15 protein-coding genes are annotated in these 21,964 nt (G+C 28.6%); 11 read left to right on the top strand and 4 right to left on the bottom strand.

Annotation, left to right across the window (positions count from 1 at the left end):
- Positions 1–5 precede the first annotated feature (5 nt).
- The 3 genes from AB0T67_RS04040 (at position 6) to AB0T67_RS04030 (ending at position 4,558) form a co-directional block, all read left to right on the top strand.
- Positions 6–1,796 (top strand): cytochrome-c peroxidase, encoded by a 1,791-nt coding sequence (locus AB0T67_RS04040; RefSeq protein ID WP_369219252.1) that lies wholly within the window; start codon positions 6–8, stop codon positions 1,794–1,796.
- A 213-nt stretch (positions 1,797–2,009) separates the two neighbouring features.
- The gene (locus AB0T67_RS04035; RefSeq protein WP_271231686.1) at positions 2,010–3,341 is read left to right on the top strand and encodes a saccharopine dehydrogenase C-terminal domain-containing protein; all 1,332 of its coding nucleotides are present in this window, start codon (positions 2,010–2,012) and stop codon (positions 3,339–3,341) included.
- Positions 3,342–3,346: 5 nt separating this feature from the next.
- Positions 3,347–4,558, top strand: coding sequence for an NAD(P)-dependent oxidoreductase (locus AB0T67_RS04030; protein ID WP_369219251.1), 1,212 nt, complete (start codon positions 3,347–3,349; stop codon positions 4,556–4,558).
- A gap of 47 nt (positions 4,559–4,605) precedes the next feature.
- Here the strand turns inward: AB0T67_RS04030 and AB0T67_RS04025 are convergent, their stop codons facing one another.
- Together AB0T67_RS04025 and AB0T67_RS04020 are read right to left on the bottom strand one after the other, a co-directional pair.
- Entirely contained in the window at positions 4,606–5,388 is a 783-nt protein-coding gene (locus AB0T67_RS04025; protein ID WP_369219250.1) for a sulfite exporter TauE/SafE family protein, read from the bottom strand.
- Positions 5,385–6,323 carry a helix-turn-helix transcriptional regulator gene (locus AB0T67_RS04020; RefSeq protein ID WP_369219249.1) on the bottom strand — a complete coding sequence of 313 codons (939 nt, stop codon included), beginning with the start codon at positions 6,321–6,323 and terminating at the stop codon, positions 5,385–5,387. The genes AB0T67_RS04025 and AB0T67_RS04020 overlap by 4 nt, the downstream gene beginning before the upstream one ends.
- A 236-nt stretch (positions 6,324–6,559) precedes the next feature.
- Between AB0T67_RS04020 and acs the strand changes: the two genes are divergently transcribed.
- The 6 genes from acs (at position 6,560) to AB0T67_RS03990 (ending at position 13,101) form a co-directional block, all read left to right on the top strand.
- Positions 6,560–8,470, top strand: a complete 1,911-nt coding sequence (gene acs / locus AB0T67_RS04015) for an acetate--CoA ligase (RefSeq protein WP_369220488.1) — start codon at positions 6,560–6,562, stop codon at positions 8,468–8,470.
- A 12-nt stretch (positions 8,471–8,482) separates the two neighbouring features.
- Positions 8,483–9,055: a Crp/Fnr family transcriptional regulator gene (locus AB0T67_RS04010; protein ID WP_271232126.1), complete on the top strand. Its 573-nt coding sequence runs from the start codon at positions 8,483–8,485 to the stop codon at positions 9,053–9,055.
- Between the two features lie 59 nt (positions 9,056–9,114).
- Positions 9,115–9,840 carry an acyl-CoA desaturase gene (locus tag AB0T67_RS04005; protein WP_369219248.1) on the top strand — a complete coding sequence of 242 codons (726 nt, stop codon included), beginning with the start codon at positions 9,115–9,117 and terminating at the stop codon, positions 9,838–9,840.
- Positions 9,841–9,989: 149 nt separating this feature from the next.
- Positions 9,990–11,765 carry an ABC transporter ATP-binding protein gene (locus AB0T67_RS04000; protein ID WP_369219247.1) on the top strand — a complete coding sequence of 592 codons (1,776 nt, stop codon included), beginning with the start codon at positions 9,990–9,992 and terminating at the stop codon, positions 11,763–11,765.
- 88 nt (positions 11,766–11,853) lie between these two features.
- Positions 11,854–12,618 carry a hypothetical protein gene (locus AB0T67_RS03995; RefSeq protein WP_369219246.1) on the top strand — a complete coding sequence of 255 codons (765 nt, stop codon included), beginning with the start codon at positions 11,854–11,856 and terminating at the stop codon, positions 12,616–12,618.
- A 9-nt stretch (positions 12,619–12,627) separates the two neighbouring features.
- Complete coding sequence (locus tag AB0T67_RS03990; RefSeq protein WP_369219245.1) at positions 12,628–13,101, top strand: GNAT family N-acetyltransferase; 474 nt, start codon at positions 12,628–12,630, stop codon at positions 13,099–13,101.
- A 5-nt stretch (positions 13,102–13,106) separates the two neighbouring features.
- Here AB0T67_RS03990 and AB0T67_RS03985 read toward each other — a convergent pair whose 3' ends face one another.
- Positions 13,107–14,288 carry a BaiN/RdsA family NAD(P)/FAD-dependent oxidoreductase gene (locus tag AB0T67_RS03985; protein WP_369219244.1) on the bottom strand — a complete coding sequence of 394 codons (1,182 nt, stop codon included), beginning with the start codon at positions 14,286–14,288 and terminating at the stop codon, positions 13,107–13,109.
- Positions 14,289–14,547: 259 nt separating this feature from the next.
- Between AB0T67_RS03985 and AB0T67_RS03980 the strand changes: the two genes are divergently transcribed.
- Positions 14,548–15,216: an MIP/aquaporin family protein gene (locus AB0T67_RS03980; protein WP_369219243.1), complete on the top strand. Its 669-nt coding sequence runs from the start codon at positions 14,548–14,550 to the stop codon at positions 15,214–15,216.
- Between the two features lie 146 nt (positions 15,217–15,362).
- Here the strand turns inward: AB0T67_RS03980 and AB0T67_RS03975 are convergent, their stop codons facing one another.
- The gene (locus AB0T67_RS03975; RefSeq protein ID WP_369219242.1) at positions 15,363–17,471 is read right to left on the bottom strand and encodes a response regulator; all 2,109 of its coding nucleotides are present in this window, start codon (positions 17,469–17,471) and stop codon (positions 15,363–15,365) included.
- A 203-nt stretch (positions 17,472–17,674) separates the two neighbouring features.
- Between AB0T67_RS03975 and AB0T67_RS03970 the strand changes: the two genes are divergently transcribed.
- The gene (locus AB0T67_RS03970; protein ID WP_369219241.1) at positions 17,675–21,964 is read left to right on the top strand and encodes a T9SS type A sorting domain-containing protein; all 4,290 of its coding nucleotides are present in this window, start codon (positions 17,675–17,677) and stop codon (positions 21,962–21,964) included.

The raw sequence follows: 21,964 nt of genomic DNA, 5'->3' as shown, positions 1-21,964 counted from the left end.
AAAAAATGAAAGACTTTTTCAGTCAAGCTAAGACATACCTTTGTGTATGTCTTTTGCTTTTGGTAGTATCGTGTACTCAAAAACAAGCAAAATATTCTTCTGTTGCTCAGTTTTCTGAGGATGTTAAAAAACAATATATTAATCATCTTTCAAAAGCTATTGAGAATTTAGATAGCATGGAAGGAAAAACAATTAAAGAACAACAACAATATTATATTTTAGCTCGTAAATATTTCAAATTAGCTGAACCAATTTTAGCTTTTTCAGATAAAGATAATTACAAATCATTAAATGCACCTAATATTATAGGTGTTCATGGTGAAACTACAAATGATACTCGAGTTATAAATCCGATAGGATTTCAAGTAATAGAAGAAACTATTTATGATGATGATAGCGATTTTATTGTATTAAAAAGAGCCATAAATGTTACTAGTAATCGATTGAAATTAATTAAAAAAAATGTAACACTTAAGTTAAAAGGATATCATGTAATGTGGTTAATAAGAGATCAAATTACTAGAGTAGCTACAGCGGGTATTACTGGTTTTGATTCTCCAGTTTTAAATCAATCATTAGTTGAAAGTTCATATACTTATGAAACCCTTCTTGATATTATCAAATTAAATGAAAACAAGTTTACATCAAAAGCATTATTTAATAAATTTGAAGTTGCTGTAAAAAATGCTCAAAAATCTTTAAATCATGATTTTGATACTTTTGATAGATTTAGTTTTATAAAAAATCATACAAATCCTCAGTTAAAAATATTACTTGAAATTCAAAAAGATTGGGAAGTTAAATATCCTTTTGAAATGGCATTATCAAATAATATGTCAACGTTATTTTCTGATAAAACATTAAATATAAATTATTTTTCTGATCATTTAAATGATACCACTAAACTAGCTGAAAAAATAGTTTTTGGTAAGCAATTATTTAATGATACATCTCTTTCTAAAAATTACGATATGGCTTGTGCAACTTGTCATATTAAAGATTTAGCTTTTACTGATGGTAGAAAAAATTTTGATGAAAATCAAACAAGAAATAGCCCAACATTAACTTATGCAGCTTATCAAAGAAGTTTTTTTATGGATGCCAGAGCTGGTAGTTTAGAAGGTCAGGTTGTTGGAGTTGTAGAGAATCATAATGAATTTAATATGTCTATGGATTCTGTTGTACAGCGTGTATATAAGAATAAAGAGTATAAAAAATCATTAGCTAATTTATATGGAAATAAAAGAGTTGATTTTAATATTCGTCATGCAATAGCTTCTTACATAAGAACTTTAAATACGTTTGATTCAAAATTTGATAAAAATATAAGAGGAGAAGAGGAAACCTTAACAGCAGATGAAAAGCAAGGTTTTAATTTATTTATGGGAAAAGCATTGTGTGCAAGTTGTCATTTTGCACCTGTATTTAATGGAACAGTTCCTCCTAATTATAATGATACAGAGCTTGAGTTTATAGGTGTTCCAGAATCTACGGATAGTATTAATCCTAAAATTTCTACGGATTTAGGGCGTTATGCTTTATATAAAACTCCAGAACGTAAACACTTTTTTAAAACACCTACTGTTAGAAATATAGCTAAAACAGCGCCATATATGCACAATGGTGTTTATAAAACTTTAGAAGAAGTTATGGATTTTTATAATAAAGGTGGTGGAGCAGGTTTAGGTTTTGATACTGAATATCAAACATTACCTTTTGATAGTTTAAGTTTATCAAAGAAAGAAATATCTCAGATTATTGATTTTATGAATACATTAACAGATGAAACTTATTAGAATAAAAATGTAATTTTATAACAAATAAAAGCAACCAGTGTATCGGTTGCTTTTGTTTGTTATATGTTTAATTTTCTATAACTAATAACCTTAAAATTATTGGAATTTTACAAATGTTTAAAATAAGACAAAAAACAGTTTTCTGTGAATTACGCTGTTTTTTTTAAATTAAGTTAAATGTAATGTTACGTTTGTGCTATAAAATTAAAATAAATGAAAAAAATACTAATGTTTGGAGCAGGATTATCTGCCACAACACTTATTAAATATTTATTAGATAATGCTCAAGCACAGCATTGGAAATTACAAATAGCTTCTAGAACAAAAGCTACAGCAGAAGCTAAAATAAATAAGCATCCTTTTGGGGAAGCCATTGGTTTAGATGTAGTAAATGATGCAGAAGGAAGAAGAAAATGGATTGCTGATGCTGATATAGTGATATCAATGTTACCTGCAGCCTTACATATGTTAATTGCTAATGATTGTTTATCAGCTAATAAAAACTTAGTAACAGCTTCTTATGTTTCGCCAGAAATACTTGCTTTAGATGAAAAGGTTAAAGATGCTGGAATTATTTTTATGAATGAAGTAGGAGTAGACCCAGGAATTGACCATATGTCTGCAATGAAAATTATAGATTCAATAAAAAATCAAGGAGGAACTATAGATACATTTAAATCGTACTGTGGAGGGTTAATGGCTCCAGGATATGATAATAATCCTTGGAAATATAAATTTACTTGGAATCCTAGAAATGTAGTAATGGCAGGTACTGCTGGAGCATTTTTTTTAGAAGAAGGTAAAGAAACTACTTATACTTATTCTAATTTATATGAAAATACAGAACAAGTTGAGGTGTTAAACTATGGTAAGTTTGATGCATATGGAAATAGAGACTCTGTAATTTATAAAGAAATTTATGGCTTAGAAGGTATTTCTAATTTATATAGAGCAACCCTAAGAAATGAAGGATATACAGATGCTTGGAATATCTTATTACAATTAGGTTTTACTGATGACGAGAAAAAATACAATGTAAAAGATACTACTTTTGCTGATTTTACAGCACAATTTGTAAATAAAGAGGGTTCTTGGAAACAAAGAATAGAATCAGTATTAAATAAAGAAATTTCTGAAATTTCATTTGCTAAAATTGAATGGTTAGAAATTTTTACTGATGCTATTATAGGAGGAGAAGATAAAACTGCTGCTCAGGTATTAGAACAAGCAATGGTTGCTAAAATGAGTTTAGAAGAAGGAGATAAGGATATGTTAGTAATGCATCATTACTTTAAATATATATTAAATGGAGAATCGAGAGAAATAACTTCTTCTATGGTATATATTGGTGAAGGAAACGAACATACAGCAATGTCTAAAACTGTTGGCTTACCTACTGCAATTGCTGTTAAAAATATTTTAAACGGAAATATTTCTTTAACAGGAGTTCAAGTGCCAAACGTAAAAGAAATATACGAACCAATTCTTAACGAATTAGAGGAGTATGGAATTCAATTTATCGAAAAAGAAACTGTTTTAGCTTAATTTATATGAATATAAAAATAGGAATATTAAGAGAAGAAAAAACACCACCAGATAGAAGAGTACCTTTTACACCAGAACAAGTAGCTGAAATCATAACTACTTATTCAACGGTAAAAGTGGTCGTACAACCTAGTGAAATTCGTTGTTTTAAAGATGAAGAATATGTTGCTAAAGGTGTTATTTTACAAGAAGATTTATCGGATTGTGATATTATTTTTGGAGTAAAAGAAGTACCTGTACAAAATTTAATTCCGAATAAAAGATACTTTTTCTTTTCGCATACACATAAATTACAGCCTTATAATAAAAAACTAATAAAGGCTATTTTAGAAAAAAAAATAACACATACAGATTATGAATGTTTAGTTCAGCCAAATGGGGCAAGAATTATAGGTTTTGGTAGGTATGCAGGTATTGTTGGAGCGTATAATGGTTTAAAAACATTTGGTGAACGAACTCGAAATTATCAATTAAAACCAGCAACTTCTTGTACCGATTTACAAGATATGATAGCACAATTAAAGTTGTTGCAATTAAATAAAGTTAAAATTGTTTTAACAGGTTCAGGAAGAGTTGCAAAAGGAGCTAATGAAATTTTAGAAGCTGCAAAAATAAGAAAAGTAGCTACTGATGAATATTTAACTCAAACATTTAACGAAGCTGTATATTGCTGGATTGATGCAGATGAATATACAGAACGAAAAGATGGAGCTGATTTTGATTTCAATCACTTTTTTGAAAATGGAACAGCGTATAAATCGACTTTTAAAAGGTTTACTGAGGTATCAGATTTATTTATAGCTGGGCATTATTGGGATAATTCATCACCTGTATTTTTTACAAAAGAACAAGCTGCTTCAGAAGATTTTAAAATAAGAGTAATTGCAGATATTAGTTGTGATATTGCATGTGCAGTACCATCAACATTAAGACCTTCTACTATTGCAGACCCTGTATATGATTATGATAGAATAACAGGAAAAGAAGTTGAGAAATATTCTAATGAAAATAATATATCTGTTATGGCAGTAGATAATTTGCCTTGCGAATTACCTGTAGATGCTTCTCAAGGTTTTGGAAAACTTTTAATTGAGCAAATAGTACCTTTATTAGTATATGGAGATAAAGATGATATTCTAAAAAAAGCAACTTTTACCACATCAGAAGGAAAATTAGCTTCAAAATATAGTTATATGGAAACTTTTGTAAATTCTTAATAATAAGATGAAAAATAGAAAAAGGAACCTTAAAGGTTCCTTTTTTTTTAGATATAATTCCATAATATTTTTATGGCAACAAAGGCAATCAAAATAGCAGTTGCCTTTTTTAATTGAATACGTGTAAGTAATTTATTACTCATACGTCTTCCTATTTGTCCTCCAATAGCTACAGTAATTAATAAAGTAGAAGTTAATTTCCAGTCAATTATAAAATTAGTATTAAAATATTGACCAAATAATCCGGCAATAGAGTTTACTAATATAAAAACACTAGCGGTTGCTGCAATTTTTTTAGAAGAGTCCCAGTTTGATAAATGTAATAAAGGAGCTAAAAAAATGCCTCCGCCAATACCAACTATTCCAGAAATAAAACCAATACCTCCTCCATAACTAGCATTTTTATAAATATTTACTTTATTATGTTGTTTTTTAGAAATGATACTTTTTTCAGAAAACCACATAGTAATTGCTGCTATTAACAATGTGATTCCTAAAATAATAAAAAAAAATACTTGATTAATTTTAAGAAATCCACCAAAAAAAGCTAATGGAACACTAGATAAAACTAAAGGAGTTATTTTCTTCCAGTCAATTAATTTTTCTTTTTGAAAGAATAAAATATTACTAAACACAACAACAATGTTACAAAGTAACGATGTTGCTCGTATTTGAGAATAGGCAATTCCAGTAAGTGCAAGTACCGCTAAGTAACTAGAGCCTCCTCCAAAACCAACAGAAGAATATAGTATAGCGATACAGTAAAATACGAGTATTAATTGCCAGTTAATAAAAAAGGTTTCAATTAAAAACATTAATGAGTATATCAAATTATTTCTTTCAAAGATATTTTAAATTGTTGAGGTGTTATTAACTCCTTTTTTTTGAAAATCCTATTAAAATATGTAACATTATTAAAACCTGTTTTATAAGCAATATCAGAAATATTTTGATTAGGATTATTTTTAATTAGTTGTTTAGCAAATTTAATTTTTTCAGAATTTATATAATCAATAGGAGTAATGCCTAAAGTACTTTTAAATTTTTTAAAAAAATGAGATTTACTCATACAAGCTTTTTCAGAAATTTTATCTAAACTTAAATCATTTTTTGTTAAGTTTTCTTTAATATATTTAATAGCATAGCTTATACGAGTATCATTAAAACCATCATTAACATTTTTTAAAATTAGTTTTCGTGCTTTACTTTGAAGTAAACGAATAATTAATTCTTGAATCATTAAATCTAATAATGCATTTTTAGACTTTGTATTTTGAATAAATGTGTTTGTTAGTTTATTAACAAGTATATTTATTTCAGTATCATTATTTAGATGTGAAGCATTTTTTTTTAAATTCCAATTATTATTTTCTCTTTCAATAACAGTATTTTCATTAAACTGATAAACAACTTCATTTATTTTACTTTGACTAATAACTAACCCAGAATAGGTTGTAGGGTTAGTAGATGAAGCTTCTAGGATGTCAATATTTACATTGTTTTCTTCCGGGATTATTAATGTTTCTCCTGTAATAAACGAAAATGGTTTTATTTTATCGAAATGCATTGTCATTGTACCGGAAATCATACTTGCAATAACTGTATTATCAAAATTTAAAAATACATTTTTTGTGGTTTCATATGTTTTAAAAATATTTAACTCTGCATATTCAGAATTGTAGATAGTTTTATTATCAATAAATGTAATTACTTTTTTTGTTTTGCCATTTTTATGTTTTAGCGACATCATTTTTTTATTTTTCATTTAGCATAGACTAATATCGTTCAATTATTTAATAGTATTGTTTGGTAATAGTTATTCTTTTGAGTGTAATTTTGGTTTAGTGTTAATAAAATGATTTTACTTGTGTTAAGTATTTAAAATGCTTAATACTAGTATATAAGTCCCCCTTTTTTTTACTGTTAATTAAGAATTAAAGCTAACATTGTAAAAGTGTTAGCTTTTTTTATTAAAAACCCATATTTTTAAAAAATAAAAAAATTATGAGTAGTTATCATATTAAAAATTTAGAAGAATATTTTCAAGTGTACCGTAAGTCTGTTGCTACTCCTGAATTATTTTGGGAAGAAATAGCTGAAGAACACTTTATCTGGAGAAAAAAATGGGATACGATTTTAAATTTTGATTTTAACACACCTAAAATAGAATGGTTTAAAGGTGCTAAATTAAATATTACAGAAAATTGTATCGATAGACATTTACAGATAAGAGGAGATAAAACGGCAATATTATTTGAACCAAATAATCCTAATGATGAAGCTGAGCATATTTCATATAAAGAATTACATAAACGAGTTTGTAAATTAGCCAACGTTTTAAAAGATAATGGAATTAAAAAAGGTGATAGAGTTTGTATCTATCTACCTATGATTCCTGAATTAGCAATTTCGGTATTAGCTTGTGCCAGAATAGGGGCAGTACATTCGGTAGTTTTTGCAGGATTTTCATCAACAGCTTTATCAACAAGGATAAATGATTGTGAAGCTAAAATGGTTATTACTTCTGATGGTTCTTTTCGTGGTACAAAAACAATCGATTTAAAAGGAATTGTAGATGAAGCATTAAACGATTGTGAATGTATAAATACTACTTTAGTTGTAAAAAGAACACACACAACTATTGAAATGAAAGAAGGTCGTGATAAATGGTTACAACCTTTATTAGATGAAGCTTCTGAAATTTGTGAACCAGAAATAATGGATGCAGAAGATCCTTTATTTATTTTATATACTTCAGGTTCTACAGGTAGTCCAAAAGGAATGTTACACACGACTGCTGGATACATGGTTTATACAGCTTATACTTTTAAAAATGTATTCAATTATAAAGAAAATGATGTGTATTGGTGTACAGCCGATATCGGTTGGATTACAGGACACAGTTATATTGTATATGGTCCGTTAGCAAATGGCGCAACTACCGTATTATTTGAAGGCGTACCGAGTTATCCTGATTTTGGTCGTTTTTGGGAAATCATAGAAAAACATAAAATTAATCAATTTTATACCGCTCCAACAGCAATTAGAGCGTTAGCAAAAGAAAAGTTAGATTTTGTAGATAAATATAATTTATCATCATTAAAAGTATTAGGAACAGTTGGTGAACCTATAAATGAAGAAGCTTGGCATTGGTATAATGATAATGTAGGAAAGAAAAAAAGTCCTATTGTTGATACTTGGTGGCAAACAGAAACAGGTGGAATGATGATTTCGCCATTACCATATATTACACCAACAAAACCAACGTATGCAACCTTACCATTACCAGGAATTCAATTAGCTTTAATGGATGAAAATGGTGCAGAAATAAAAGGAAATCAAGTTGATGGACGTTTGTGTATAAAATATCCTTGGCCAAGTATGGCAAGAACTATTTGGGGAAATCATCAACGTTATAAAGAAACCTATTTTTCAGCTTTTGAAAATAAATATTTTACAGGAGATGGTGCTTTGCGTGATGAGGTTGGGTATTACAGAATTACAGGTAGAGTAGATGATGTAATTATTGTTTCGGGGCATAACTTAGGAACTGCACCGATTGAAGATGCCGTAAATGAACATCCTGCGGTAGCAGAAAGTGCTATTGTTGGTTTTCCACATGATGTAAAAGGAAACGCTTTATATGGATATGTTATTTTAAAAGATGTTGGAGAAGGAAGAGATCATGATAATTTACGAAAAGAAATCAATCAAATTATAACCGAACATATTGGACCTATTGCAAAATTGAATAAAGTACAATTTACAATAGGTTTACCTAAAACACGATCAGGTAAAATAATGCGTCGTATCTTGCGAAAAATTGCACATAATGAGTTAGATAATTTAGGTGATGTTTCTACGTTATTAAATCCTGAAGTTGTGCAAAGTATTATTGATAATAGATTGTAACGTAAAATGAGTATTGTAAATATTAGAACCTATCTAGAAAAATCACTAACAATTAATGATAGTGATTGGCAATTTTTTACATCTAGATTAACACTAATAAAAGTAAAGAAACGTACAAAACTTTTAAATTTAGGTGAAGTAGAAAATCATATTTCATTTCTAGATAAAGGGATTGTACGTTTTTTTATCCCAAAAGAAAGTAAAGAAAAAGAAATTACTTTCGGATTTTGTTTTAGTAATGAGTTTGTAAGTGCTTATGATTCTTTTTTAACAAAATCACCATCATTATACGAATTAGAAACGCTTACTGATGTAGAAATGTGGCGTATGACTTATGATGATTTACAAGAGGTATATAATCAAACAAGTATTGGAAATGCTTTAGGAAGATTATCTTCAGAGCGTTTATATTTGATAAAATCGAAAAGAGAACAATCGTTATTAAATGAAACAGCCGAAGAACGTTATTTAAAGTTATTTGATGAACGTCCTAACTTAATAAAAGAAATTCCGCTAAAATATATTGCTTCTTATATTGGCGTAACAGCTCAGGCTTTAAGCCGTATTAGACGACGAATTACTTAACTTAGGTTCATTTTTTTTATGTCATAAAATTTAGTTCTTTGTAATCTAAATTATCAAGAATGACAATAGTAGTTTTTATTATTTTTTTATGGTATTCAGGATTGTTTTTTCAAACATTCTTTTTACATAGATATGCGGCGCATCAAACATTTACAATGTCTAAGTTTGCTGAAAAAGTATGTTTCGTACTTACTTGGCTTTTTCAAGGTTCAAATTATTTAAGTGCGTATGGTTATGGAGTTATGCACAGAATGCATCATGCGTATGCTGATACAGAGAAAGACCCGCATTCGCCTAAATACGATAGTAATTTATTTAAAATGATGTGGCGTACTAAAAACGTATATCAAGATATAAATAATCAAAGAATTGAAGTTGAACCTAAATTCACCAAAAACGTACCACAATGGAAAAGCTTTGATGACTTTGCAAGTTCTAAATTCTCTAGATTAACTTGGGGAGCTTTATATGTAGTGTTTTTCGCATTTTTTGCAACTGCTTGGTGGCAATGGTTATTTTTGCCTGTTGCTTTTTTGATGGCACCAATACACGGAGTTATTATTAATTGGTTTGCTCATATTTACGGTTACGTAAACTTTAAAGTTAGCGATACATCTAAAAATTTATTTCCTTTTGATTTTTTAATGATGGGCGAGGGTTATCATAACAATCACCATGCAAACGGAGGGCGTGCAAATTTTGGTGGCGTAAGATGGCATGAAGTAGATGTTACGTATTGTATCATGATTATTTTAGATAAGTTGCGATTGATTAAATTGAAATAAAATTCATATAAAAAATATATTTTTAACCTTCTAGAATCTCAAGTTATTTTAAATAATAAGTTGAGGTTTTAGAAGGTTTTGTTATTATGTCATAGTATTATTCGATGGCATGTAATTTGACAATGCTATTTATATCTTCAAAAAACAATATGCAACATCAACATAAAATATCTTCAAAAAAAAACCTTAAAAAGAAAACAAAGGTTACAATGGCTACGGCTTTTAAAACTATTATTTGGCCAAAACGAAATTTAGTTTTTATCGGTTTGATATTAATTGTTTTAAGCCGATTAGCAAGTTTAGTTTTACCATGGAAAAGTAAGGAATTATTAGATTATGTTATTCCTAATAAAAATTATAATCAATTATACGAATTGCTATTGATTGTCGGAATTGCAATTTTAGTACAATCTGTTACATCCTTTTTATTAACTCGAATTTTAAGCGTACAGGCTCAATATTTGATATCAGAATTAAGAGCAAAAGTCCAAAAGAAAGTACTGTCTTTACCAATCAGTTTTTTTGATAATACAAAATCAGGTGCTTTAGTTTCTCGAATTATGAGTGATGTAGAAGGCGTTCGTAATTTAATAGGAACAGGATTGGTACAATTAGTCGGTGGAACTATAACGGCTGTAATTTCGATGATTTTGTTAATCAGAATAAGTTTATCGATGACAATATTTGTATTGATTCCTGTTGCAGTATTTGGAGTTGTTGCTTTAAAAGCATTCAAATATATCCGACCAATATTTAAGAAAAGGCGTATAATTAATGCCGAAGTAAAAGGACGATTAACCGAAACTTTAGGCGGTGTTAGAGTGATAAAAGCCTTTAATGCGGAAGCACAAGAAAACGAATCTTTTGAAAAAGGAGTTGCTCTTTTATTCCAAAACGTAAAAAAAGGATTAACGGCAACAGCTATTATGACAAGTTCATCTGCATTTTTGCTAGGAATTGCTTCTACAGGAATTATGGGAATTGGCGGTTATAAAATTATGACAGGTGAATTAACCGTTGGTGATTTTTTATCATTTACGCTTTTACTTGGTTTTATGATTGCGCCAATTGTACAGATGAGTAATATCGGAAGTCAATTAACAGAAGCTTTAGCGGGTTTAGATAGAACCGAAGAATTAATGAATATGGAAGCCGAAGAAGACGATGAAAATCGTGTTATTCAATTAGAAGATATTAAAGGAGAACTAGTTTTTGATAATGTTTCTTTTTCTTATGAAGCAGGAAAAGAAGTTTTAAAAGATATTAGTTTTCAAGTGCCATCAGGAACGGTAACGGCTTTGGTTGGAAGTTCGGGGTCAGGAAAATCGACAATTGCTGGTTTATCGGCTACTTTTTTAAATCCAATATCAGGAAAAATAACGATTGATAATCAAGATTTATCAAAAGTAAAATTAAGTAGCTACCGAAAACATTTAGGTGTTGTTTTACAAGAAGAATTTTTATTTGAAGGAACAATTAGAGATAATATTTTATTTCCAAGACCAAATGCTTCAGAAGAAGAATTACAAAATGCTGTAAAAGCGGCTTATGTAAATGAATTTACAGACAGATTTGAAGACGGATTAAATACATTAATCGGAGAAAGAGGTGTAAAACTTTCAGGAGGTCAGCGTCAACGTTTGGCAATTGCTCGGGCTATTTTAGCAAATCCGAAGATTATTATTTTAGATGAAGCTACTTCTAGTTTAGATACCGAAAGTGAAGCATTGATTCAAAAAAGTTTATCAGAATTGATAAAAGACAGAACAACAATAGTAATTGCGCACAGACTAAGTACAATAAAACAAGCCAATCAAATTTTAGTGATTGAAGCAGGAGCAATCCTTGAACGTGGTACACATGATGAATTAATAGCAAAAAAAGGAAGGTATTTTGAATTGTACACTTATCAAGCAAAAATTTAAAAAGTGTTTTTTAAATAATTAAAAATATAGCGTGTAAGTTTACAAATAATATTCGACTGTATTAAAATTAATAAAATAACAATTAAAAATGAAAAAAGTAGCCTTACTAATCATTATTACTATTATTACTTTTGCTTGTAAAAAGGAAGTTAAAAATAAAGAAGAAAATAATATAACAGAAAATAAAAAAAAGATATCAAAATATCCTAGTGAATTAGCTACTGTTTTTGATACCCATGGAGGAATTGATAATTGGAAAAAGATGAATACTTTATCCTTTGGGTTAAAAAAAGAAGAACATACTACGGATTTACATTCAAGAAAAACGGTTATAAATTCTGCTGATTATTCTTTAGGTTTCGATGGTAAAGATGTTTGGGTTTCTGATACAACTGTTTACAAAGAAAATCCAAAATTTTATTATAACCTTTATTTTTATTTCTATGCGATGCCTTATGTATTGGCAGATGATGGAATAATTTATTCAGAAACAGCTCCATTAGAGTTTGAAGGAAAAAAATATCCAGGATTTAAAATATCGTATAAATCAAATGTAGGTTTTTCATCTGATGATAATTATTATATTTATTATGATGAAATCACTAAAAAAATGAGTTGGTTAGGATATACTGTTACTTATTTCAGTAAAACTACTTCAGATAAAATCAAACTTATTCGATATAATGATTGGGAAAAGGTGAACGGTTTTTTATTACCAAAATCGATAACTTGGTATCAAAAAGATGCAAAAGGAAATCCAACGGAACCAGCAAAAGAACCAACGGAATTTTTATTGCCTTTATTAAGTGAAAAATCATTAGATACTTCTTTTTATCAAAAATCAGCTAAATAAAATAACAACATGATTACAACTAGAAAAGCGATTTTAGACGATTTACCTGTTCTTTTAGAATTTGAACAGGGTATTGTTAATTTTGAACGTCCTTACGATTGCACATTAAAAGACGAAAAAATATCATATTATGATATTAAAGCAATGATTTTAGCCGATGATGTTGAAGTAGTTGTAGCTGTTCATAAAAGTGAAGAAAATATCGAAATAATCGTTGGTTCAGGTTATGCCAGAATTGAAAAAGCAAAACCGTATCTTAACCACGATACCTTTGTTTATTTAGGATTTATGTTTGTAGATACTACTTATCGAGGAAAAGGAATTAATAGATTAGTAATTGATGCTTTACATACTTGGGCTAAAAGTAAAAATATCTTTGAATCTCGTTTAGAAGTGTATGCCGATAATCATGGAGCTATAAAAGCGTATCAAAAAACAGGTTTTAAAAATCTTATTGTAAGAATGCGAAATAGTTTAAAATAAAACACTTATTTATTTAAATGTTTAGCAACATAAACTCCCATACTAAAACAGGCTTGCAATAAATAACCACCAGTTGGAGCGTTCCAATCAAGCATTTCGCCAATACAAAAAGTATTTTTAAGTTTATTAAGTTCAAAGTTTTGGTTGATTTCATTTAAGCAAATTCCACCAGTTGTAGAAATTGCTTCATTTAATGGTGCCGAATTTTCTATAATAAGTGGTAAAGCCTTTATTTTTTTAACAAGAATTTCTTTATTTGTATATTCTTCTTTTGTTAAAAGTGTTTTTAAAAGTTCAATTTGAGGCGGACTTAATTTTAAAGTTCTTTTAAGAATATCTGTAGTTCTATAATTGGAAGATGTTACTTTTTTTAAGATATCATCAAAAGTAAACATTGGTTTTAAATCTAAATAAACAGTTGCTTTTTTGCCTTCAGAAAGTAGCGATTGTATTTCAGGACTCAAAGCATAAATAGCATTTCCTTCTAAGCCAAATTTTGTGATTACGAGTTCTCCTTTTTGTGTTTTATTTAAACATGAAAGCGCTATGTTTTTTAATGGATTCCCTTCGTTTTTTAAAATAAATTCTGATTTCCATTTTATTTGATATGCACAATTAGCAGGTAAAAAAGGCGTTGTTTGTATGTTTTTATCTGAAAAAAAAGTATCCCAAATTCCATCAGAACCTGTGATTTTCCAACTAGCGCCACCCATCGAAAAAATAGTATAATCTGCTTTTATAATAGTTGAATCATTAAAAATTAATTCATTTTTAGCATTCCAACCTTTCCATTCGTAATTATGTAAAAACTGAACACCTTTATCAATATTTAGTTGTTTTATTTTTGATAAAACGCTAATCGGTTTAATTCCTTTTTCAGGATATATACGATTACTACTTCCAATAAATGTTGGAATTTCGATACTAAGAAGCCATTTTCTTAAATCATCATTTGAAAAATTTAACAATGCATTTTTCAAAAAAGAAGATGGTGTATATCTTGTAATCATTAAATCAATTCTTTCGCCATGACTCAAATTAAATCCACCATCACCAGCAACAAGAAATTTTCTTCCTACCGATTTTTTCTTTTCATAAATAGTAACATCAAATTTAGAAGTATCTAAAAAAGATGCAGTAAATAGTGCCGATGCACCGCCACCAACAATGGCTATTGATTTTTTCATTTTGCAAAATTAACATTTGTTTTTTGAAGGAGTCTTATAAATTTTTAAAAGAAGAAAAATTGATTTTATTTTTTTTAGAAGCAATTTCCCGCTTTCCGCACTCGCTTTTTTTTGAAGAAAAATCAAAAAAAGAGCTCAAACAGATGCTTCAATCGGGGCTAGGCTTCCTACTTATTTTATATAAAAAGTAAAAGTCATTATATTGTTAAATGTAAATAAAAAGTTAAAATAACAATTATATTTTATTCATATTTGCAGAATGAAGAAAAAATACATATCAGAATTAATAGGGACTTTTGCCTTAATATTCTGTGGAACAGGAGCTATGACCGTCAATGAAATAACGGGCGGAACAGATTTAACTCACACAGGTGTTGCTATAACTTGGGGATTAATTGTAATGGCAATGATATATTCTTTCGGAGAAATATCAGGAGCTCATTTTAACCCTGCGGTAACAATAGCTTTTGCTTATGCTAAAAAGTTTTCATGGAAAGAAGTTCCAAAATATATTTTAGCACAATTAATAGGTGCGTTGTTAGCAAGTTGTATGTTGTGGATTTTATTTCCTGAAAGCGAATATTTCGGAGCAACAATACCATCAATAGTACCGTGGCGAGCATTTATTTTAGAAATATTGCTAACGTTCTTTTTGATGTTAACAATTATCAATGTTTCATCAGGAAGTAAAGAAGTCGGAATTATGGCAGGTATTGCTATTGGAGGAGTTGTTTTGTTAGAAGCAATGTTTGCAGGTCCTATGACAAAAGCATCTATGAACCCTGTGCGTTCTATTGCTCCCGCTTTAGTTTCAGGACATTTAGAACATTTATGGCTGTATATTTTAGCACCTATTTTAGGCGCATTATTAGCCGTTGTTTCATGTAAATTAGTAAAAGAGGATAATTGTTGTAATGATGGATGTTAGTTTTTTTAGGTTATTCTTGGTAAGAAAAAACAAATAGCAAGGTATTTAGAGCCTGTTTAAAAATAAAACTGTATTATGTTTTTTTATATAAAACTTAAAACAGGCTCTTTATTTAAAAGTTTATAAAGATGAATTTGTTACTTGATTTAATCACGGACTATTAAAAAACGTTCTTCTAATTTTTTGTAAAAATAAGTTGCATTATATACACCTATTGCTTCTGCAAGTTCTTTTTTTCTAATATTAGGATTTTCATCTAAAAGAATTCTTGCTTTTTGAAGTCGAGCTTCATTAATAACCTCATTAGGAGTTTGCCCTAAAATGAGTTTTGTTTTTCTAAAAACACTACTTCTTGATAAGTTCATTAAATCGGCTAAATCATCTACGCCAAAATTTTTATTTTGAATATTATCAGAAATATAGCTTTTTAATTGTTTATCAAAAAGAAGAGAGTTATTTTCTAAAGAAATTTTTTCTTTGGGAGAAATTTTATCTTCAAGATTATTAATTTGGTCATATAAAGCAATAGAACGTGTTATGGTAATTTTTAATTGTTCTTCTAAAAAAGGTTTGGTTATATAGGCATCAATTCCTAAACGAAGCATATTTAGTTTACCAACATCGTCTAATCGTGCAGTAATAACGACTATAGGTGTTTTTAAACCAAGATTTTTCACAGCTTTTACAAGCTCAAGTCCATCCATTACTGGCATCATATAGTCAGTTATTATAGTATTAAAAGTAGCGGTTTTTAAAATATCTAAAGCCTCTTTTCCGTTGGTTACTTCGGTTATAGTATATTTTTTTAAAACTAATTTTAAATAATCACGCATATCTTCATTGTCTTCTACAATCAAAATAGATTTTTTGCTTTCTGGAGTAATTTTTAAAGGGATTGTATTATATGTTGTGTTTTGGTTGTTTTCTATTGTTAATATTTCTTTATCTTCTGTGTTTTTTTGAATAAAAGTATTCGGAATGGTTATTTTAAAAATAGTTTCTTTTTCAGGAATACTTTTTACGTCTAATAAAAACTCATGTGCTTCTATTAGGTTTTTAGTAAAAGATAGTCCAATTCCACTTCCTTGACTTTTAGTAATATGATTTTTAGATTGAAAAAATCGAGTAAAAATTTTATCTATATCTTCCACTGGAATACCAATTCCATTATCAATAATTTCAATAACCAAGGTAGTATCATAACTTATTTTTATAATGACTTTTCCTTTTTTATCAGTGAATTTTAAGGCATTATGAAGTAAGTTATTTAAAGCACTTGTAAATAATTCTTCATCTATTAATATGTTTACATTAGGTGTCTTTGAAACGGTAAATGAAATGTTTTTTTTATAAAATAAAATTTGATAATCTGTATATAACTTGGTTATTAATAACGAAAAGTCAACAGGTTTTTTGTTTAGAGTTAATTTATTTTCTTCTAATTTACTTAAATCTAAAATGTTGTCCACAATATTTTGAATGTACTGTGTTTGATTTTGTATTTTTTTCATCATTTGCTTATTCTCTGTATCTTCATTTTTAAAAACAATATGAGAAGAATAACCTTTTATAAGTGTTAAAGGCGTGCGTATTTCATGAGAAAGGTTTACAAAAAAATGAGATTTAAATTGTTCTAGTTCTTTTAAAGCAATTTGTTGTTTTTCTAAGAGAATTTTATCTTCTAAAACTTTATTTTTTTCAATTTCAAGTAATTGTTCATTCTTATTATTCAATCTTTTAAAAAAATTGACAATTAGAAAAACTCCTAGAAATAATATAAGAGCATTTAAGTATCCAAAATATTGCTCAGGATATAAATTCCAATACATATTAGGCAGATAAAAAGCGGCTATGGAAATAAGTAACGAACCATAATGAATATACTTTTTGTCAAAAAAGAAAAGAGTGAATAACGGAACTACAATATATTGATACTCGCCATAAAATCCTATAAAAGCATAATTACAATGATAAAATAATACTAAAAAAACACTCAATGTAAAAATTATTCTGGATATTTTAGAAAATCCTTTCTTTTGAAAAAAGATAATAGAAACATAAATTGTTATTTCAAAAAGTAGTGTGATTATTTTTTCCTTATTTAATGAATTTGTAAAATAATCAAAGAATAAAAAGAAAAGCGCATCAATAGAAGAAATATAGGTAGCAAGGTTTAAAACTCTTACTCGTTTTTTTTCTTTTACAGAGGTAACTTTTGAAACCCCTATATCTACTAATTTGTTGTATAATGTCATAATTTTAAAAAAATTAATGCAAATGTATAAGATAGAAAACTAAAAAAATAACTAAAGTATGCTATTTCTATTAAATGAGACTAATAGAAGTTTTTGACACAAATAGAAGGTTAAAACCGCTGTTTTAGTATGTATCAATTTTTAATGAGACTTTTAAAAACAAGAATCAAAGTAGTTTTGTCGTAGAAATTAAACATTTAACTATGAAAACAAAACTATTATTAGTACTACTTTTTATAAGCAGTATTACTTTTTCACAAATTACGAATCCTGTTCAGAATAATCTTGAGCGTTCGTACGAATTTGTAAACGGAACTTTAACTGATACTAAAAACGGAGTTGATTTAGTACAAGGAGCACAATCAACAGTTACTTTAGTCTCAGACAGGCATGGTGTTTTAAATGATGCCGTGCAATTTAGCAATTATCCGACTACTTCATATTCTCAATTAACAACAACACCTGTTGGAGGATCGAGAAAAAAATCATTTAGTTTTTGGATGAAAACAAGTACTAATGATAATACTTCTAGACATATTGTAAACAACCATACTGCCATGGTTTATTTAAAAGATGGTAAAATAGGAGCACATATTTCTGGGTATCATCAAGCAACTGGTCAATCAAAAACTACAGTAGCTATCTCAAAAATGTCAACAACAGCCATTGATGATGGTAATTGGCATCATATTGTTGTAAATTTAGAGGTAACTGTTCCTAGTATTGCATCTAACTACAGAACATTAACTTATTTATATGATTTTTATATAGATGGTGTTCATGAAGCACAACAAACAAATACACAAAGTTTTTATATTGGAGGAACTCAACCACCTTATGGCTACGGATTTAATACACCTTCTTCTTTTAATATCGGTAGAAATTATGAAGATATTGTTGATGATATTTATGTTTATAATGGTATTTTAACACAAGCAGAGGTTACAACATTATACAATTCTATTGTAAATATTCCTGATGCGAATTTGAAAACAGCATTAGTTAATACGATCGATAATAATTTTGATGGCGAAGTACAAGTTTCAGAAGCATCAACTTATACAGGAGTATTAAATTTAAACGGTAAAAACATTGCTGATTTAACAGGAATTGAAGCTTTTAGAAAGGTAACAGTTTTAAATTGTTCAAACAATCAATTAACGAGTTTAGATTTAAGTAGAAATATCACTTTAACAACTGTTGATTGTAGTGCAAATCAAATTACAGGAAATATAGATATAAGTAATAATAAAGCATTAACTTCATTTAATATTAGTAATAACAACCTAATAACACTTAATGTTGCGAATACTAACAATGCTAATTTAGCAACGTTAAATACAACAACAAATGCTAATTTAGTTTGTATCAGTCCTGATGCTGGTTTTACGCCAACTGCATCTTGGTTAAAAGATGCTACAGCTTCTTATAGTGATACTTGTTTTCCAGAATTAACAACAAATGTTATTGGTGATGGTAGTATAACTATCAATCCTATATCAGCAGATAACACTTATATTTATGCTACAGCTGTTACATTAACCGCTGTTCCTGCATCAGCAAGTCATCAATTTACAGGTTGGAGTGGAGATGCTACGGGAACTACAAATCCATTAGTAGTTAATATGAATGCAGTTAAAAATATTTCTGCAAATTTTTCATTTACACCAACAACTTTTTACGTAAATAAAAATGTAACTGGCGGAAATAATGACGGTAGTTCTTGGGCAGATGCTTTTGCTACAGTTCAAGAAGCAATAAATGCTGCAGGAGCTTATGGAGATGAGATTTGGATCGCAAAAGGAACTTATACACCTCATGCTTCTAATAGAAATACTTCTTTTTATATCAATAAAGATAAATTAAAAGTTTATGGTGGTTTTGCAGGAACTGAAACGCAATTATCACAAAGAGATATGACTAAAATTCATACTGATAATGCTACAATTTTATCAGGAGATTTAAACAATGATGACACTGGTATTTCTTTTGCAGCAGCAGGTAGAACTGAAAATAGTTATCATGTTGTTGAAGTATCAAAAGAAAATACGATGTTAGATGGCTTAACTATTTCTGACGGTCAGGGAGATTTTGTAGCTGCATCTGGAGATAATACTTATGGTGCTGGAATTTTTAAAGCTTTTAAAATAAGAAAGTTTACAATGAAAAACACTGTTGTTAAAGACAATGTAGCACCATCTGCAGCTGGGATTATGTTAAAATATGATGCGTATCAAGAAACTATTACAGATGCTGTGTATACAATTGATAAATGTGTTTTTAAAAACAACTTAGCACAATCAGCTTCAGCATTACATGTTTCTCCTTATATTAATACAGTAAATACTATTAATTTATCAATAACAAACTCATTATTTGATAGCAACAAAACAGTAGATTATCTTACAAAAAAAGCTATTGGAGGTAGTAATGGTTATATAGAGTCAATGACTCAAGGAACAATAAGTGTTGTTATTGTTAATAATACTTTTGTAAATAGTTTGAATAATGGTACTGGAGGAGGAGATTATGCTAGTTTAATAGTATCTAGAAGAAATCCTGGAGTTTTAAATGGTGTAGTTGCTAATAATATTTTTTGGGGAAATACAAGTAATGGAGCAACCTCAAAAGCAATAGGAAATAAACCACATAATTCTTATGTTAGTATAGCTGGTAGTTTTATTTCTAATTCAATTGATGAAGATAATTTTTCAAACCTAACAGGAACTACAAATACAAGTAATATAAATCCTAATTTAGATGCTGATTTTAAATTACAAGCAACGTCAATAAGTGCTTTAAATACAGGTTCGAACAGTAAGTTATCAAATAATTTAACTAAAGATTTAGCAGGAAATAATCGTGTTTATAATGGCGTTATCGATTTAGGAGCGTATGAATTTACATCAGGAACTATTTCTAATACTGTTTGGACAGGTGCTACTAGTACTGATTGGGAAGTTGCTGGAAACTGGAATAATGGTGTACCAACAAATACTTTAAATGCATTTATTTTTAATGGTGCTGTAAATTATCCTGTTATTTCAAATATATCAGAGGCAAAAGACATTACTATTGAAAACTTAGCAAGTTTAACAATTTCGCCATCGGCAAATTTAACGGCTCAAAATATTATTACTGGTGATAATTTAACAATTGAATCAGATGTAAATAGTTATGGAAGTTTAAAAGTTTTCAATACCGTAACAGGTATGGCAACATATAAAAGTTATGTTTCTGATAAATGGCATTTAATAGGTTCGCCAGTAGTTGGACAAGATGTGTCTTCTTTTGTTACGAATAGTTCGTTAGTGAGCGGAACTACAAATCCAAATCATAAAGGATTAGGAATTTATGAAAACACGAATGCAAGTCCTTGGGCATATTATCAAAATACTTTGTCGTGGGGTAATTTTTCTACAGCTAAAGGATATGCTATCAAAAAAACTACAGCAGGTACAGTAAGCTTTACAGGAACAGTAAATACTTCAAATATTCAATATACAGGAACAGGAAGTGTAAGTAATACTTTTGAAATGATAAGTAATCCATATACAGCACATCTTAATGCTAATAGTGGAGCAAATAGTGTTTTATCTGAAAATGTATCAAACTTAAAAAGTACCAATGCAGCATTGTATTTTTGGAATGATATAACAGCAAGTTACGATGTTGTAAATAATGCTAGTTCACCATATCGTTTAGCTCCAGGACAAGGGTTTTTTGTGCAAATGGAAAATACTGGTGGCGTAGTTGATTTTACATCAACTATGTTATTACATCAACAATCAGCAAGTTCTAGAACAGCGGTTCAAACGTCTGTAGCTATAACTATTTCTGATGAAAACACCAGTAAAACTACTCAAATTAAATATTTATCAAATACAAATGATGGTTTAGATATTGGTTACGATGCAGGATATTTTGATGGTGGACAATCAAAAGTTGGCGTTTATACCAAATTAGCAGACGGAACTTATGACGATACCAATTTTATGTTACAATGCGTAAATAATGAAAAAGTATCAGCAACTGTAATTCCATTAGGAATTAAAACAACCAAAGCTAGAGAAGTTGTTTTTTCAGCAAAAGCAATGAATTTACCACAAAATTTAAACGTTTATTTAGAAGATAAAGAAACTAATAAAGTAACGAAATTAAGCAACGGTGGCGAATACAAAGCAACAGTTTCTGGAGGTTCAGGACGTTTTTATGTACACGCTAAAACTTCATCAAATTTAAATCCTGATATTATTGTTGATTTATCTACAAAACTTAGCGTTTATAAAACAGATAATAACACACTTGTTATAGATGGTTTAAAAGAGAATGCAACCGTTAATTTATACAGTATTTTAGGAAAAAAAGTATTCTCAAAAGAAATAACCAATACAACTAAAACAGTTTCTTTACCAAGTTTATCAACAGGAATTTATGTTGTAAAAGTGCAAGAAGGAATAAATCAAATAAGTAAAAAAATAAGTATTAAATAA

The sequence above is a fragment of the Tenacibaculum salmonis genome (genome assembly GCF_041053065.1).
Taxonomy (GTDB): Bacteria; Bacteroidota; Bacteroidia; order Flavobacteriales; family Flavobacteriaceae; genus Polaribacter; species Polaribacter pacificus_A.
This window is presented reverse-complemented; position numbering and strand designations above follow the sequence as displayed.